Annotated in this window: 15 protein-coding genes; 12 read left to right on the forward strand and 3 right to left on the reverse strand. The window is 63.5% G+C overall.

The annotated features are described in order from the left end of the window. Positions 1 to 1,310: ATP-binding protein (locus DBR23_RS17675; RefSeq protein ID WP_233250534.1), on the forward strand; the 1,310-nt coding region annotated here is incomplete at its 5' end. Beyond that, positions 1,307 to 2,017 carry a response regulator gene (locus tag DBR23_RS17680; protein ID WP_108499116.1) on the forward strand — a complete coding sequence of 237 codons (711 nt, stop codon included), beginning with the start codon at positions 1,307 to 1,309 and terminating at the stop codon, positions 2,015 to 2,017. The genes DBR23_RS17675 and DBR23_RS17680, both read left to right, overlap by 4 nt. Before the next feature lie 133 nt (positions 2,018 to 2,150). Here the strand turns inward: DBR23_RS17680 and fumC are convergent, their stop codons facing one another. Further along, positions 2,151 to 3,560 (reverse strand): class II fumarate hydratase, encoded by a 1,410-nt coding sequence (gene fumC, locus DBR23_RS17685; protein ID WP_099732164.1) that lies wholly within the window; start codon positions 3,558 to 3,560, stop codon positions 2,151 to 2,153. Positions 3,561 to 3,730: 170 nt separating this feature from the next. Here fumC and DBR23_RS17690 point away from each other — a divergent pair, with 170 nt between their 5' ends. The 3 genes from DBR23_RS17690 to murI all read left to right on the forward strand — a co-directional run bounded on the left by DBR23_RS17690 (position 3,731) and on the right by murI (position 7,229). Beyond that, on the forward strand, positions 3,731 to 5,299 hold the full coding sequence (locus DBR23_RS17690) for a fumarate hydratase (protein WP_108499117.1): 1,569 nt from the start codon (positions 3,731 to 3,733) through the stop codon (positions 5,297 to 5,299). A gap of 174 nt (positions 5,300 to 5,473) precedes the next feature. Then, positions 5,474 to 6,175, forward strand: a complete 702-nt coding sequence (locus tag DBR23_RS17695) for a DUF6882 domain-containing protein (protein ID WP_108499118.1) — start codon at positions 5,474 to 5,476, stop codon at positions 6,173 to 6,175. Between the two features lie 163 nt (positions 6,176 to 6,338). Beyond that, entirely contained in the window at positions 6,339 to 7,229 is an 891-nt protein-coding gene (murI, locus tag DBR23_RS17700; protein WP_108499120.1) for a glutamate racemase, read from the forward strand. Positions 7,230 to 7,316: 87 nt separating this feature from the next. Here murI and DBR23_RS17705 read toward each other — a convergent pair whose 3' ends face one another. Beyond that, positions 7,317 to 7,841, reverse strand: a complete 525-nt coding sequence (locus tag DBR23_RS17705; RefSeq protein ID WP_056064476.1) for a M48 family metallopeptidase — start codon at positions 7,839 to 7,841, stop codon at positions 7,317 to 7,319. Between the two features lie 152 nt (positions 7,842 to 7,993). Beyond that, positions 7,994 to 8,626: a DUF6806 family protein gene (locus DBR23_RS17710; protein WP_056064478.1), complete on the reverse strand. Its 633-nt coding sequence runs from the start codon at positions 8,624 to 8,626 to the stop codon at positions 7,994 to 7,996. Positions 8,627 to 8,876: 250 nt separating this feature from the next. Between DBR23_RS17710 and DBR23_RS17715 the strand changes: the two genes are divergently transcribed. From DBR23_RS17715 to DBR23_RS17745, 7 genes are all read left to right on the forward strand, one after another. Beyond that, a complete protein-coding gene (locus tag DBR23_RS17715) occupies positions 8,877 to 10,076 on the forward strand; it encodes a site-specific integrase (protein ID WP_056581584.1) in 1,200 nt (399 codons plus the stop codon). A gap of 101 nt (positions 10,077 to 10,177) precedes the next feature. Then, positions 10,178 to 10,507, forward strand: a complete 330-nt coding sequence (locus DBR23_RS17720; RefSeq protein WP_198149213.1) for a type II toxin-antitoxin system RelE/ParE family toxin — start codon at positions 10,178 to 10,180, stop codon at positions 10,505 to 10,507. Then, entirely contained in the window at positions 10,504 to 10,821 is a 318-nt protein-coding gene (locus DBR23_RS17725; protein WP_056581600.1) for a DNA-binding protein, read from the forward strand. The genes DBR23_RS17720 and DBR23_RS17725 overlap by 4 nt, the downstream gene beginning before the upstream one ends. Positions 10,822 to 10,833: 12 nt before the next feature. Further along, positions 10,834 to 11,769 carry a hypothetical protein gene (locus DBR23_RS17730; protein ID WP_056581602.1) on the forward strand — a complete coding sequence of 312 codons (936 nt, stop codon included), beginning with the start codon at positions 10,834 to 10,836 and terminating at the stop codon, positions 11,767 to 11,769. A gap of 17 nt (positions 11,770 to 11,786) precedes the next feature. Next, positions 11,787 to 12,605, forward strand: a complete 819-nt coding sequence (locus tag DBR23_RS17735; RefSeq protein WP_056581607.1) for a TIGR02391 family protein — start codon at positions 11,787 to 11,789, stop codon at positions 12,603 to 12,605. A gap of 119 nt (positions 12,606 to 12,724) precedes the next feature. Continuing rightward, positions 12,725 to 15,364, forward strand: coding sequence for an AAA family ATPase (locus DBR23_RS17740; RefSeq protein WP_056581610.1), 2,640 nt, complete (start codon positions 12,725 to 12,727; stop codon positions 15,362 to 15,364). An 11-nt stretch (positions 15,365 to 15,375) separates the two neighbouring features. Further along, positions 15,376 to 15,596, forward strand: a 221-nt coding sequence (locus tag DBR23_RS17745; RefSeq protein ID WP_199227742.1) for a hypothetical protein, incomplete at its 3' end; no start/stop codon positions are given.

Genomic DNA, 15,596 nt, shown 5'->3' on the forward strand with positions numbered 1-15,596 from the left:
GCCTCCCGTCGGAGCCTCCTGGCACGCCTGGCACGGTCACCCCCCCTCCTTCCAATGCCAGTGACGGTGGCCGCGGCCGTGGCACTGACCTTGGCAACAGCCAGCCCCCACCTCCGCCCGGCGACCTGCGGCCCCTGGACCGGGGCCCAGCGCCACCCCAGCGCCACCCGGATGACATCTACCCCCGCCTGGGCCTGCTCGATGCACAAGATCAGCTGGTCGCAGGCACACCGCCGCAGCCGGGGGGCGCACGCCTGGCGTTGCGTGGCGCCGGCGGCCAGACCATCGGGCACCTGGTGCTGGCGCCACCGCAGGGCGTGCGCAGCGATGCCGACCAGGCCTTTCTGGCCCAGCACCTGGGCTTTGTGGCGTGGACGGGCCTGGTCGGCCTGGCGCTGGCGCTGGTCCTGTCGGGCTGGCTGGCACGGCGCTGGCTGGCCCCGGTCGAGGCCCTGGCCACCGGCGCACGCGGCATTGCGCAGGGCCACCTGCACACCCGCGTGCCCGTGCACGGCAATGACGAGCTGGCCCAACTGGCCCGCACCTTCAACACCATGGCCGAACAACTGGGCAGCATCGAAGCCAGCCGCCGCCAATGGCTGGGCGACGTGGCCCACGAACTGCGCACCCCCCTGGCCGCCATGCGCGCCGAGATCGAGGCCGTGCAGGATGGCATCCGCCCCTTTGACGACAAGACCGCGCTGCGCCTGCACCGACAGGTGATGCGCCTGATCCAGCTGGTGGGCGACCTGCGCGCCAGCCTGGATGCGGTGGGCACCAGCGCACCCTCGGCCCAGGTGCCCGTGCACCCGCTGTCGCTGCTGAACGAAGCGCTGGCCTCCATGCGCCCCCGCCTGGCGCAGGCGGGCATCGATGTGGACACCAGCGGCCTGGATGCCCTGGCCGCACCAGGCGCCGCCCAGCCGGCCCCCCTGGTGCGCGGCGACGCGCAGCAGCTGCACCAGGTGTTTTTGAACCTGCTGGAAAACAGCCTGCGCTACACCGACGCGGGCGGCCTGCTGCGCATTGCGGCGCGCCTGCTGCCACCGGCCGATGGAGCCCCCCAGCTGCAGGTGCAGCTGGACGACAGCGCGCCCGGCGTGCCCGCGCACGAGCTGCCCCGTATTTTTGAGCGCCTGTACCGCGCAGAAACCTCGCGCAACCGCGACCACGGCGGATCAGGCCTGGGCCTGGCGATCTGCCGCGCCATCGTGCTCGCCCACGGCGGCACGCTGACGGCCGAGGCCTCGCCCCTGGGCGGGCTGCGCATCACACTGAACTTGCCCCTTCTGGACAACCCGGCACCATGAGCCCACGCATCCTTGTCGTCGAAGACGAACCCGATATCGCCGCCATCGTGGTGGATTACCTTCGCCATGCGGGCTATGCGGTGGAGCACCAGGCCGAGGGCCGCGCCGCGCTGGCGAGCATGCTTACCACGCCGCCCGACCTCACGCTGCTGGACATCATGCTGCCCGGCATCGACGGGCTGGAGATATTGCGCCAGGCGCGGCGCCACACGCAGCACCCCATCATCATGCTCACCGCCAGGGTGGAAGAGGTGGACCGCCTCATCGGGCTGGAGCTGGGCGCGGACGACTACATCTGCAAGCCGTTTTCGCCGCGCGAGGTGGTGGCCCGCGTCAAGGCCGTGCTGCGCCGCACCGCTGCAGCGCAGGAGGCTTCCTCCGCCAGCACACCACTTGCCGCCTTGATGCTGGACGAGTCGCACTGGCAGGCCACGCTGCATGGCACGCCGCTGGGCCTCACGCGGCGCGAGTTCAAATTGCTGCAGGTGCTGGCGCGCCAGAAGGGGCGCATCTTCTCGCGGGCCCAGCTGCTGGACCAGGCCTATGACGACACGCTGGATGTGAACGAACGCGCCATCGACAGCCACATCAAGAACCTGCGCAAGAAGCTCAAAGCCGCCAGCACGGACGGCAGCGACTGGATCCGCTCGGTGTATGGCGTAGGCTTTGCGCTGGACCCGAACCACGAGGGCACGCCAGCGGCCTGACGGGCAGGCTGCCAGCGACACCCCCTGGGTCCGATAACTATCAATTTGATAGCTACTCAAGCATGCAGCACTAGCGCTACCGGTGCATTTGGCTCAAAAACGCCACGGTAATCCCCCAAACAGCCCTGCAGACTCAGCGCCCCACCATCTGCGCAGGCACCACCCACTGGTCAAACTGCTCGCCCGTCACATGCCCCGAGGCCACGGCGGCGGCGCGCAGGCTGGTGCCCTCCTTGTGCGCCTTCTTGGCAATGAAGGCGGCCTTGTCGTAGCCGATGTGGGGATTCAGTGCCGTCACCAGCATCAGCGACTGCTCCACCAGGTCGTTGATACGCGCTTGGTTGGGCTCGATGCCCACGGCGCAGTGCTCGTTGAAGCTGGCCATGCCATCGGCCAGCAAGCGCACGCTCTGCAAGAAGTTGTGGATCACCATCGGGCGGAACACGTTCAGCTCGAAGTTGCCCGAGGCCCCGCCGATGTTGATGGCCACGTCGTTGCCCAGCACCTGCGCGCACAGCATGGTCAGCGCCTCGCACTGCGTGGGGTTGACCTTGCCCGGCATGATGGACGAGCCCGGCTCGTTCTCGGGGATGGTGATCTCGCCCAGCCCGCTGCGCGGGCCGCTGGCCAGCCAGCGCACGTCGTTGGCAATCTTCATCAGGCTGGCCGCCAGGGTCTTGAGCGCGCCATGGGCATGCACCAGCGCATCACAACTGGCCAGGGCCTCGAACTTGTTGGGGGCGGTGACCAACGGCAGGCCGGTCAGGTCGGCCAGCTCCTTGGCCACTGCCTGCGCATAACCAGCGGGCGCATTGAGCCCCGTGCCCACCGCCGTGCCACCCAAGGCCAGCTCGCCCAGATGGGGCAGCGCGGCGCGCACATGCTGCTCGCCATGCTGCAGCTGCGCCACCCAGCCCGAGATCTCCTGGCCGAGCGTGAGGGGCGTGGCGTCCTGCAGGTGGGTGCGGCCGATCTTCACGATACCGTCGAACGCCTTCGCCTTGGCCGCCAGCGTGGTGCGCAGGCCGTGCAGCGCGGGCAGCAGGCGGTGCATCAGCGCGTCCACTGCCGCGAGGTGCATGGCGGTGGGGAACACGTCGTTGCTCGACTGGCTCTTGTTCACCTCGTCGTTGGGATGCACCAGGCGCGCTTCGCCGCGCGGGCCACCCAGCAGCTCGCTCGCCCGGTTGGCCAGCACCTCGTTCATGTTCATGTTGGTCTGCGTGCCCGATCCGGTTTGCCACACCACCAGCGGAAACTCCTGCAGGTGACCACCTTCGATCACCTCGTCTGCCGCCGCCACGATGGCCGTGGTCTTGGCCGCATCGAGCAGGCCCAGCGCGTTGTTCACGTAGGCGCTGGCCCGCTTGACCTGGGCCAGCGCCCGGATCAGCTCCGGCGCCATGCGCTCGCCCGAGATGGCGAAGTGGTGCAACGAGCGCTGCGTCTGCGCCCCCCACAGGCGCTGGGCAGGCACATCGATGGGGCCGAAGGTGTCTTTTTCGGTGCGGTATGCGGTCGCGTCGGGGGTAGAGGTCTTCACGGTAGGGCCTTGCGCGCTCGGTGAGCGGATGGGAATGAATGAAACACCAGCCCGCAGCATACCCACCGAAGGCCATGGCGCGCTACCACCCCCCATCGCCCCTGACAGGCCCGCGCAAGCCCGCCGGGAGATAATTCGGGGTTCGCGTTTTCCCTAAAACCCCCACCGCCATGACCACGACGACCATTCGCCAAGAAGACCTGATCGAATCCATTGCCGGCGCACTGCAGTACATCAGCTACTACCACCCCACCGACTACATCGCCCACTTGGCCCGTGCCTACGAGCGCGAGAAGAGTCCGGCGGCCAAGGATGCAATCGCCCAGATCCTGACCAACAGCAAGATGAGCGCCACCGGCCAGCGCCCCATCTGCCAGGACACCGGCATCGTCAACGTGTTCCTGAAAGTGGGCATGGACGTGCGCTGGGAAGGCTTCACGGGCAGCCTGGACGACGCCATCAACGAAGGCGTGCGCCGTGGCTACAACCACCCCGACAACACGCTGCGCGCCTCGGTCGTGGCCGATCCGCAGTTCGCCCGCAAGAACACCAAGGACAACACCCCTGCCGTGATCTTCACCGAGATCGTGCCCGGCAACACCGTGGACATCACCGTGGCGGCCAAGGGCGGCGGCTCGGAGAACAAGTCCAAGATGTACATGCTCAACCCCGGCGACAACGTGGTGGACTGGGTGCTCAAGACCGTGCCCACCATGGGCGCCGGCTGGTGCCCGCCCGGCATGCTGGGCATCGGCATTGGCGGTACGGCCGAAAAGGCCGTGCTCATGGCCAAGGAAAGCCTGATGGACGACCTGGACATGTACGAACTGCAGGCCAAGGCCGAAGCCGCCAAGACCGGCGGCCCCGCGCTCGACAAGGTTGAAGAGCTGCGCCTGGAACTGTTTGAAAAGGTCAACGCGCTGGGCATTGGCGCCCAAGGCCTGGGCGGCCTGACCACGGTGCTGGACGTCAAGATCAAGATGTACCCCACACACGCGGCCAGCAAGCCCATCGCCATGATCCCCAACTGCGCCGCCACACGCCACGCGCACTTCGTGATGGACGGCTCGGGCCCCGTGTACCTCACGCCCCCCAGCCTGGACCTGTGGCCCAACGTGAACTGGGCGCCCGACTACAACAAGAGCAAGAAGGTCAACCTGGACACGCTGACCAAGGAAGAAGTGGCCAGCTGGAAGCCCGGCGACACGCTGCTGCTCAACGGCAAGATGTTGACCGGCCGCGATGCTGCGCACAAGCGCATCCAGGACATGCTGGCCAAGGGCGAGAAACTGCCTGTGGACTTCACCAACCGCGTCATCTACTACGTGGGCCCTGTGGACCCCGTCAAGGGCGAGGCCGTGGGCCCCGCAGGCCCCACCACCGCCACGCGCATGGACGGCTTCACCGAGATGATGCTGGCCCAGACCGGGCTGATCGCCATGGTGGGCAAGGCCGAGCGCGGCCCGGTCGCCATCGAGGCCATCAAGAAGCACCAGAGCGCCTACCTGATGGCCGTGGGCGGCGCCGCCTACCTGGTCTCCAAGGCCATCAAGGCCGCCAAGGTCGTGGGTTTTGAAGACCTGGGCATGGAAGCCATCTACGAATTTGACGTGGTGGACATGCCCGTGACCGTGGCCGTGGATGCCGGCGGCACCAGCGCCCACATCACGGGCCCGGCCGAGTGGCAAAAGCGCATCGCCTTGGGCGAGTTCAAGGGCATCGGCGTCGCCACCGCCTGATGCGCGTTGGTGTGGCAGGGCCCGCAAGGTGCCTGCCGCACCACAAAGTGCAATGACAAGGAACCGCCTTCGGGCGGTTTTTTTGTGGCCGCCCCGACGCACATCCCTGCATCCGCTTCGGCAAAAATACGGGCTCGACCCGACTCCTCTTCTTCGGCTTTTGCCGCCCCCACCATGCTTTTGAACCACGGGTTTGCACAGACCCTTCGACAGCCCCTCTACGCCCTGCTGCTTGCCACGCTGATCGGCGCCCTGCCGCTGCCGGCCAGCGCCAACCCGCCCATGGTTCCGCAGCGCGACGCACAGACCGCCTTTGGCGGTGCACTGCCCGCCCGCGACGCAGCGCTGCTGGACGCCAGCCTCGCATCCCACATCGAACGCCAACAGCTGCTGAACAGCCAGCACCTGGTGGGCAGCCAACTGCGCACGCTGGACTTTTTCCACAAGACCTTCACCGTGCTCCGTGGCGGCAAGCGCACGGTGTTCGATGCGGAGCTGCTGGGCACGTGGTGGCCCGAAAGCCGGCGCTGGGCATGGGAGGCCGTTGAACGCGTGCCCGACCTGAAAGACCCGAAGCGCCAATCGTTCGCCACGGGCAGCGCGCTCACGCGCCTGTATGGGCGCGAGCACGGCATCGACATCCTGCAGACCGATACCGCGCAATTGGCGAGCGAAGAGGCTGCCTGGTATCTGTGCGCGTTTGCCGCACAACTCAATCAGGCCACCGGCGTGCTGGTGAGCATCGGCAGCGAGCTGGTCGCCGGGGGCCAAGAGGGTCAAAAGGCCGTGGTCAAACGCTACTACCTGCTGTCGCACCCGGAGGTCGCGGAAGCAACGCCCAGTGGCAACGGCAAGGCCAAAGCATCCGCGCGCTGATCGATCCGCCCCCCGTGCTCCATGGCGCCGCCGGTCATCGCCCAGCCCCGGGCTTGATCGCACAGCCAGAGTTTTTACCCACTCCGTAACAGAACGCAGCGCATACAGCCTGGAGCTGCGGTTTTCCTACAATCCAGCCTTTTGTCCAACCATGGGCTCCCTGATGCAGTCGGCCTCTTCTCCTATCGGTGTATTTGACAGCGGCGTCGGGGGGCTGAGCGTGCTGCGTGCCCTGCTGGCCGCCATGCCCCACGAGCGCTTTGTGTACCTGGCCGACAGCGGCCACGCCCCCTACGGCGAACGTGGCGACGCCTATGTGGCCGCCCGCACCCATGCCATCACCCAGTACCTGTGCGAGCAGCACCACATCAAGGCCCTGGTGGTGGCGTGTAACACGGCCACTGCGGCTGCCATTCATGAAGTGCGAAGCAGCCACCCGGTGTTGCCCCTCGTGGGGCTGGAGCCGGCCGTCAAGCCCGCTCTTGCAGTGACGAAAACAGGGCACGTGGGTGTCATCGGCACCCGGGGCACATTGACCAGCGCCAAGTTCGGCAAGCTCATGGCCTCACTGGCTGACCAGGCCCACTTTGTAGTGCAGCCCTGCGATGGTCTGGCGCACGCCATCGAGCGCAGCGTGGCCCTGCCACCCGCCGCCCCCGGCAGTCCTGTCGGTGCCACGGAGACTGGGGGCCTGTGCGAACGTTATCTTCAGGCGATGGGCAGTTTTGGCACAGGCCCCGGGCAGATGGACACCCTGGTGCTGGGCTGCACCCACTACATCTTTGTGGCCCACGAGTTGCGCGCACTGGTGGGGCCTGACGTCCAGTTCATTGAGACTGGAGAGCCCGTGGCGCGCCAGACGCGGCGGCTGCTGGAGACCGCAGGCCTGCTCGCTGTGCCCGAGCCACCGAACCCGGGCAATCAACCGCCGCCCCTCCAGAGCAACCCATCGGTGCAATTGCTCACCACGGGCCCGGTGTCCATGCTGGAGGCAGCAGCCCAGCGGTGGCTGGACCTGCCCCCCAGCCACTGCCGGAGCGTTTCAGTTCCCTGATTCAGCCTCTATCTGCTTCTGGCGCATAATCCATATGCGCCAGTCGCTATCATTTATGAAGCAACTGGGTGTGACGGCTCTGAGTCTTCAGGACGCGTCGCTGCCCCAGAGCCGGGTGCCTGCCTGCTCCACATGGGTGAGGTACAGGCGCAGGTCGAACTCGTACTGGTGGTACTGCGGCTCCATGTGGGTGCAGAGCTGGTAGAAGGCTTTGTCGTGGTCCTTCTCGCGCAGGTGGGCCAGCTCGTGGACAACGATCATGCGCAGGAACTCTTCGGGCGCCTGCTTGAACATCGCGGCAATGCGAATCTCATGCTTGGCCGCCAGCCGGTTGCCCTGCACACGCGACACCGCCGTGTGCAAGCCCAGCGCGTGGCGCACCACGTGGATCTTGTTGTCGAACAGCACCTTGTTGACCGTACCCGCATTGCGCAGGTAGCGTGCCTTGAGCTCTTGCGCATAGTCGTAGAGCGCCCTGTCGCTGCGCACGGCGTGCGCCTGCGGATACTTGCGCTGCAGAACCGCCCCGAGCTTTCCCTGTGCCAGCAGATCGCGCGCCTGGTCCTGCAACGAAGCGGGGTAAGAACGCAGATACGGAAGATCAGTGCTCATAGGCAACAAGGCAGCGACGCGCAGGGCATGGAGTGGCGCGACCGCTCAGAGGTATCGAAGCGTTTGGAGAGTTGACCCGATGCCTGGGAGATATCTGAGGGAGATGCACGGAAAGGCATACGCCACCACTCAGCGCAGCACGCCAACGCAGGTCAGTGCAAGTGGCGCGGACGACGGCCACCGCCACCGCCGTGGCCACCACCTGGGCCGCCGGGGCCACGCGGGGGCTTGCCGATCTCCAGGGAGTTCACCAGGGCATCAAAACGCTGGCTGAACAGCTTGTCGATCTCTGCGACCACGCCACCTAACTCGGCGCCATCAAAGTGGCGCTCCATCATGTTCACCACGTCTTGCACCAGCAGATCACGCTGCACCTGCATGATGGCAGCGGGCGTGGGGCCGACGAAAAGCATCACGAAGTCATCGCGCGACTCGGCACCCTGCTCTTCTTCGTCTTCATCAAAGTCGGTGTCGTAGAAGGTGACCTCGATGGCCGCGCCTTGCTCCGCCAGCTCATTGAGGCTCATGCACATCTCGTCGAGCGACTGGCGGAAATCCTCGTCACCCCGTACCGTCCAGCACATCTGCAGCAAGTGCTCCTGCGCGTCGTACTTGATGCCAGGTTCTTCCTCATAGGCACTGGCCGCGCCATCGGCCAGCGAACGGGCTCCAGCGTACTTCCACAGGGGTTTGAGCGCCTCCTGGAGCTGGTCAAAACTGACATCAGCGCGCAAGAGAACCTGTCCGTGGACGTGGATTTCGAAGGGAGCGTTGTAACTTGACATGATTGAATCGTAGTGGTGCCCCGAGCCGGGGTCGAACCGGCACGCCCCTTTTCAGGAAAGCGGCGGATTTTAAGCCTGAGCATGGCATCCGCACCGGACTAAGGATGGGCTTGGATGAGGCTTGCTGCAGCAGGTTTTCCCCGAGGCCAGTGCCTTCGATCATATCCCGGTGCGCGATGCAAACCGCCCCGGTTCCCCTCCGCCTGGCTCCTAGCCGGCCCCTGGAATCGGGGCCTTTCAGGAGCACCTCATGGCGAAGGTCAAACTCACCAAGTCCGTCGTTGACACATCGCAGGCTCAAACCTGCGACGTGGAACTCCGGGATACGCTCGTTCCGGGCTTCTTGTGCAAGATTACACCAACGGGCCGCAAGGTCTTCATGGTTCAGTACCGCACGAACTCCGGCGTGCGGCGCAAGCCGGCAATCGGCCAGTTCGGCGAACTGACGGTCGAACAGGCGCGATTGCTTGCGCAAGACTGGCTGGCCGAAGTCCGGCGCGGGGGCGATCCCGGACTCGACAAGGCCGAATCCCGCAAGGCGCCGACGGTCAAGGAGCTGTGCGGCCGGTTCATGGACGACCACTCCAAGCCGCACAACAAGCCCAGCACACAGGCCGGCTACCAGTACCAGATCGACAGCTTCGTCATCCCGGCCTTCGGCAGCAAGAAGGTTCACGAGGTCACACGCCACGACATCACCGCGCTGATGAAGCGCATGGAGAAGTCGCCCACCCAGGCTAACCGGGTGCTGTCGCTCGTCCGCAAGATGTTCAACCTGGCCGAGCTGTGGGGCTACCGGCCCGATGGCTCCAACCCGTGCCGCCACGTCCCCAAGTACCCGGAAAAGGGTTCGACCCGGCTCATCACCGACGACCAGATGACCAAGCTGTTCACCTATCTGGAGAAGGCCGAGGCCGAAGGCTTGGAGCATCCCACCCACCTGCTGGCAGTCCGGCTGCAATTCGAGTTCGCCGCACGCATGTCGGAAGTCCTGCTCTTGCAGTGGGATTGGCTCGACCTACCCAACGGCCGGGTGGTCTGGCCGGACAGCAAGACCGGCGATATGTCCAAGCCCTTGAGTGAGGAAGCCCGCCGGCGGCTGACCAATGCTCCTCGCTACGGCGATTCGCCCTATGTCTGCCCGGCGATCCTCGACCACAGCAAGCCCCTCAGCACCCACACCTACTATCAGGCGTGGCGGCGCATCCTTGACCGTGCCGGTGTGCCGAAGGTCGGCACTCACGGTATCCGCCACCGCTCGGCGACCGACATTGCCAATTCGGGCGTTCCCCTAAAGGTCGGCATGGCGCTGACAGCGCACAAGACCGCGGCGATGTTCATGCGCTACGTCCATACCGAGGACGATCCGGTGCGGCAAGCGGCCGAACTAGTGGCGGCCCGGCGCAAGACGATCACGGGTGCGCAACGCCAGGCGGAGGTCGAAGCATGAGAAGGAGGCCCACCCGGGAAATCCGAGACAGTGTCTCGGAAATGTGGACGCGGGCTCGCCCCTTCTCCTTGACTTCCATTCGTCTATAAACGAAAATAACAATGTACCGAATCGAGCACTACCTCTCGGCCGACGTACAGAAGGATCTCTACACCGACTGGCTGCGGCGCTTGCGTGATGCACAAGCCAAGGTGGCGGTCATCCGCCGCGTGGCCCGTATCGAGCAAGGCAACTTCGGCGACCACAAGTTTTGCCGAGATGGCGTGTGGGAGCTGCGCATCGACGCGGGGCCTGGCTATCGGGTTTATTACGGCCTAGCGGGGCAACGGTTGGTGCTGCTGCTGTGTGGTGGCGACAAGCGCACCCAGGATGCGGACATTGACCGGGCGGTGGGCTATTGGCAGGACTGGCAACGGAGAATCGACGAATGAGAGGCAAATCCCATGACGAGGCGATGGCCGAGCTGTACCGCAACGATCCGGCGCTCGCACTTGAAGTCATCAACAACATCCTGGCCGATGGCGACCAAGCCGAACTGATGACCGTGCTGCGCCAGCTTGCGCAGACAGTCGGCGGCGTGCAGGCGGTGGCCGAACAGGCTCACCTTAACCCGACGCAGCTTTACCGCACGTTGTCGCCGAAGGGCAATCCCGCCCTGAACAGCTTGACCGCCATCCTCAAGACGATGGGCCTACGCTTGGCTGTGCAGCCGCTGGCTTCTGCGCCCTCGGCGCACGCGGCTTGATGTTCGATGCCTATGGCAAGCATCGTTCATCCGATTCACTTTGAAGACTACAGCGGCGTTCAATTTGAGCGCCTTGCTTTTGCTTATCACGTTCGTACCGGCTGGCGCGACCTGATCTGGCACGGCCAATCGGGTAGCGACCAGGGACGAGACATCTTCGGAATCGAGGAGTTTGACGATCGACCTTCGCGCAAGACGATTATCCAGTGCGCTAATCGTGACATGCTGACCCTGGCGAAAGCCCGAACCGATATGGAGAAGGCTGTCGAGGCTACTGGCGGTACGCCAGATGCTTTCAAATTCATCTGTCGTGGTGCAGTCTCTGACGCCAGCAGAACACGGATCAGCGATAGCGCTGCTGCACTTGGCGTAGCGCATGTGACGATCTGGTCGAGCGTCGAGTTCGAGGAGAACCTGCGTTTGCGTGGCGAATACCTCTTGCACCGCTTCGTCCAGGGAGTCGAGTTCCCCGAAGCCGAAGCTGAGATCCGAAAATTCGTTGATGACTTCCCTGGCTTATCCGACGCCGAGGCGCTGGGTTTGATGGCTGCCGTATTCGACCGGCCTGCTTTTCGCACACCTTTTCAACAGGAAAGTTCGCTACCCGCCTTCCAGCAAGCTGTTGAGGACACCATTCGAGCACTCAACACCGGAGCGTGGAGAACACGTGAAGGCACCGAAATTCGGCGCATTCCATCGATCCATCACATCAGAGATCAGCGTGTTCGCAAGGTGCTGGCCCAGGTTGTGCGTCAAGTCGATGAACTGCGCCGCATCTTCGTCTCTCGCCTCCGAGAAGGCGAGATCCGGCATTGTGAATGCGGCAAGGCGGACTGCCCCACCTACATGCTCAGTTCTCGTGTAGCGGACGAACTGGATTGCGCCCGTGACCGCATCCTCGCTACCTTTCGCTCGGTGCATGCACCGTTCGATGTTGTCGTCCGCTAAACGCGGAGAGGTCGGCAATGGCGGCGCAAATTGACCTGTTCAGTTCTCAGCATCTTGAAGCTGCCTGCCGTGTGCTTGCAGACACCGAGCGCGGCTTGAGTGGCACACAGATTGGGAGGCTGCTGCAAGAGATGGAAGTGATCGACCCATCGCCGGGCATGACGAAGTGGAAGCGGTTGTTCAACGCGCTCGCCGAGTTGCAGAACAAGCATCAGCGAGGCAACCATCTGATTATGTTCATCAACCGCGCAATGAACCCGGTGAACTACGTGCGCGATCCTGGAACATTTGCTTGGCTGCGGGATGAACTCAATGTCGTGCTGGCGTTCTCTGGCTTCTATGTTCGCGACGATGGCAAGGTGGGATATGCCGACAAGGCGACGACGTTGGATGCAGCCCGCGCACGCGCTGGACGTCTCAAGGCGGCGCTGGAAAGCAGAGTCGTCCATGCGGAGGTCTTGAATTACTGCCGAGCCGAGCTGTTGGACGAGAACTATTTTCATGCGGTCTTCGAGGCGAGCAAGGGTGTCGCCGAGCGAATTCGCATACTGTCGGGGTTGACCGGCGATGGTGCCGACTTGGTGAACAAGGCGTTCGCGGGTCAGCAGCCAATCTTGGTCTTGGGACCACTGAGCACCGAGTCCGAAAAGAGCGAGCAGAGAGGATTTGCGAACTTGCTAATCGGTCTGTTCGGCGCCGTGCGCAATCCCTTGGCCCATGCCCCGAAGACGAATTGGCCTATGTCTGAGCAGGATGCGCTCGACATCTTGACGCTGGTTTCACTGATCCATAGAAAACTGGATGGCGTGCAGAAAGCGGCAGTGTCCTTTTCGTAGGCGTCGCAACGCCGTCCTGATCGATTGTTGTATCGTGATACGACAATCACCTGCCTCCTCTGAATAGACCGTCCCAGCCTGTTGAACGAGATTCAAATGGCTTAAAACAAGGAATCTTCATGTCGCAAGCGGCGTTCAATGTCTTCGATGCGCTGTCCGCTTGGGGCAAGACGCTTTCCAACTGGCAGCGGTGCCTGCTGGTCAAACTCGTTGGCGCCGTCGATTTCCCGGACGAGGCTTTGGATGAGGTCTACCGCGAGTACTTGATGGACCAGCAACTGGCCACCACGGAGATGCCACGCGCCACATGGGACATCGCCTTGCCCCAGATCCAAGGCGGCCCCACAACGGACTCAAGCGTAGTGACCGCCATGACCGCACTGACCGGCGTCAACGCCCTGGCGCCGGGTGAAACACTGACTTTCGGGCGCAAGCTCACTGTGATCTATGGTCCCAACGGTGCGGGCAAGTCCGGCTATGCGCGAGTGCTCAAAGCCGCATGCTTCACCCGTTCCAAGCAAACCGCGATTCTCGGCGATGTGAAGTTGGCCAAGCACAAACAACCCACGCCTAGCGCGACGTTTGCCTTCGACGACGGCTCCAACACGACATTTGTCTACAAGGAGCCTTGCCAGCGACTGCGCGACAACTTCGCGGTGTTCGACTCGACCTGCGTGCGTGTCCATCTGGATGAGCGCAATGCCTTCCAAGTCATGCCTTATCTGTTCGATGTTTTTCCCCGCATGGTGGAGGTCTTCGGAAAGCTCCAGCGCAAGCTGCGCGATGACATCGCTCTACGTTCCCACGCTACGGACAAGTTCGCGATTCCAGGCAGCACGTCCGAAGTCGCTTCGCTGCTGATCACCCTGACGGCACAGACGGACCTCGTTGGCTTGCAGGCATTGGCCGCCTTCGGCGACGAGGAGCGCGCGCGCCTGGAATCGGTTGTCCAGCAACTCGCGACACTCAGGACCACCGATCCCAAGGAGATCATTCGCCAGAATGAGCAGCGCATCATCGATCTGGACGCACTGAAAGCATCGATCTCAGGTTTGCACATGGCTGTATCGCCTGCAGTCGCGGAACAGATCACCAATGCCGTCAAGCAGATTCAGACGCTGACGGAAAAGGCGTCAGCGCTCTCAGCGGCACAGTTGGGCGAGGAGCCGGTGCAGCCCATCGGCACAGCAGCATGGCGTGACCTGCTGGCTGCGGCCATTGCTTACAACGCCGAAGCCTATCCTGACGAGGCGTTTCCACCGAAGGCGGATGCGGCCCGATGCGTGCTTTGCCATCAGGTTCTCGACGAAGACGGCATTGCACGATTGACCCGCTTCTATCAGTTCGCAACCAGTGGTGTCGAAGCGCAGCTTGGCCAGGCCAAGACAACGCTCGCAGGGTATGGCACGAAGTTGTCGAAGATCAGTCTCGCCTTCTTCGACGAGGGCAGTGTCGCGCGCCGGACCTTGACCGAGGTGGATGCCGCAATGGCCGCGGCGGTTTCCAGTCATGTCGAAGGCTATCGGGAAGTCATCGGAGCATTGGCGCGGGCGGTTGCCGGTGCCTTCGACCCTGGCTTGAGCATGTTGGACCATGACCCGGTCTCGGTACGCATCACGGAGTTGGTTGAGCGCCTGAAATCCGACAACGATGCCTTGCGACAGAAGGACCCCAAGGTACTGATGGGGTCGTTGATGGCAGAGGAGCGATTGTTACTCGATCGCCAGGTGCTCTCCGGCCAGTACGATGCCATCGCTGCGGCGGTGGCAGACCTCAAATGGGTGGTGAAGGCCAATTCGTGCATCCGCGGCTTTGCCGTATCCCAACGCGAAGTGACCAGCAAGCAGAAAGCGCTGGCCACAGAACTGGTGGCGCAGGGCTTCATCGCGCGATTCACGGAGAACTGCGCCGCCCTGCAGCTCAAGCTGCCGGTGCAATTCCGCTTCGCGGGCGATGCTGGAACGACTGATCGCAAAATCGAGATTGCCAACGCCAGCGTGGCCGGCATCGACCCGTCTTCGGTGCTGAGCGAGGGCGAACAGACCGCCGCGGCATTGGCCGACTTTCTCACTGAAGTGGAACTCAACGGTTCCTGTTTGGGCGTGGTGTTCGATGACCCCGTGACCTCGATGGACCATGTACGCAAAGAGGCGATCGCACAACGCCTGGTGGACGAAGCCGCCAAGCGGCAGGTGATCGTCTTTACGCACGACATCCTGTTTACGAACTATCTGGCGACGGCTGCGGTGGAAAAGGGTGTCGATTTCGCGGGCCGGACCGTGTGGCGTGGCGAGGCCGAAGAGCCAGGTGTCATCGACAGCCTGGCCTTCCCTCACGAACATTACGAAGGTGCTGCACACGATCGCGCACGAAAGCACCTTGACGTCGCCCGCACGCTGGATGGCGACAAGCAGCGCGACAGCCTGGAGAAGGCGTGTGGCAGCCTGCGTACCGCCTATGAGGACTTCATTCAGCGAAAGCTGTTCGGCAATGTCGTGCGCCGCTGGCGGGAGAACATCACCTTCACCCTCAGTCAGGTGTATTTTGATGAAGGCATTGCTGCACAGGTTCACACGCGCATGGTGATGTTATCCCGATACATCGATGCTCACTCCCACTCGCCAGACTTCCACGAAGTGCCGTTGACGATTGATTTCGTGGTTGACGAATTGGCACAGATGGACCGCATCAAGGCTGAGTACAACACAGCGCGCAAGGCATGGGAGAAAGCCAAGCCCCAGGCGGCGACCTTTAGCTGATCCGGACTTCAATGGCAAAGCCCACGATTGTTCTCGACAAGAACTACCTGCAAGGATCGACGGCGGCGCACATGCTGCAACTCGCGCAGTCGCACCAGTTGCTGATGGCCGACGTACTTTTCTACGAGTTGATCTCGTCGTCCGAACCGGGACGCTCGCGCTGCTTCGCCAAGTTTCCCAAGATCGAGAACCCGGTGATCTTGGTCAATCACGTAGGGGCGCTGCTGAAACA

It is taken from the genome of Acidovorax sp. HMWF018 (genome assembly GCF_003061035.1).
Taxonomy (GTDB): Bacteria; Pseudomonadota; Gammaproteobacteria; order Burkholderiales; family Burkholderiaceae_C; genus Acidovorax; species Acidovorax delafieldii.

Excerpts from the sequence above, each read along its gene's own strand:
- DBR23_RS17680 (WP_108499116.1), top strand. The coding sequence starts at position 1,307 with ATGAGCCCACGCATCCTTGTCGTCGAAGACGAACCCGATATCGCCGCC.
- DBR23_RS17690 (WP_108499117.1), top strand. The coding sequence starts at position 3,731 with ATGACCACGACGACCATTCGCCAAGAAGACCTGATCGAATCCATTGCC.
- DBR23_RS17695 (WP_108499118.1), top strand. The coding sequence starts at position 5,474 with ATGCTTTTGAACCACGGGTTTGCACAGACCCTTCGACAGCCCCTCTAC.
- murI (WP_108499120.1), top strand. The coding sequence starts at position 6,339 with ATGCAGTCGGCCTCTTCTCCTATCGGTGTATTTGACAGCGGCGTCGGG.
- DBR23_RS17705 (WP_056064476.1), bottom strand. The coding sequence starts at position 7,841 with ATGAGCACTGATCTTCCGTATCTGCGTTCTTACCCCGCTTCGTTGCAG.
- DBR23_RS17710 (WP_056064478.1), bottom strand. The coding sequence starts at position 8,626 with ATGTCAAGTTACAACGCTCCCTTCGAAATCCACGTCCACGGACAGGTT.
- DBR23_RS17715 (WP_056581584.1), top strand. The coding sequence starts at position 8,877 with ATGGCGAAGGTCAAACTCACCAAGTCCGTCGTTGACACATCGCAGGCT.
- DBR23_RS17720 (WP_198149213.1), top strand. The coding sequence starts at position 10,178 with ATGTACCGAATCGAGCACTACCTCTCGGCCGACGTACAGAAGGATCTC.
- DBR23_RS17725 (WP_056581600.1), top strand. The coding sequence starts at position 10,504 with ATGAGAGGCAAATCCCATGACGAGGCGATGGCCGAGCTGTACCGCAAC.
- DBR23_RS17730 (WP_056581602.1), top strand. The coding sequence starts at position 10,834 with ATGGCAAGCATCGTTCATCCGATTCACTTTGAAGACTACAGCGGCGTT.
- DBR23_RS17735 (WP_056581607.1), top strand. The coding sequence starts at position 11,787 with ATGGCGGCGCAAATTGACCTGTTCAGTTCTCAGCATCTTGAAGCTGCC.
- DBR23_RS17740 (WP_056581610.1), top strand. The coding sequence starts at position 12,725 with ATGTCGCAAGCGGCGTTCAATGTCTTCGATGCGCTGTCCGCTTGGGGC.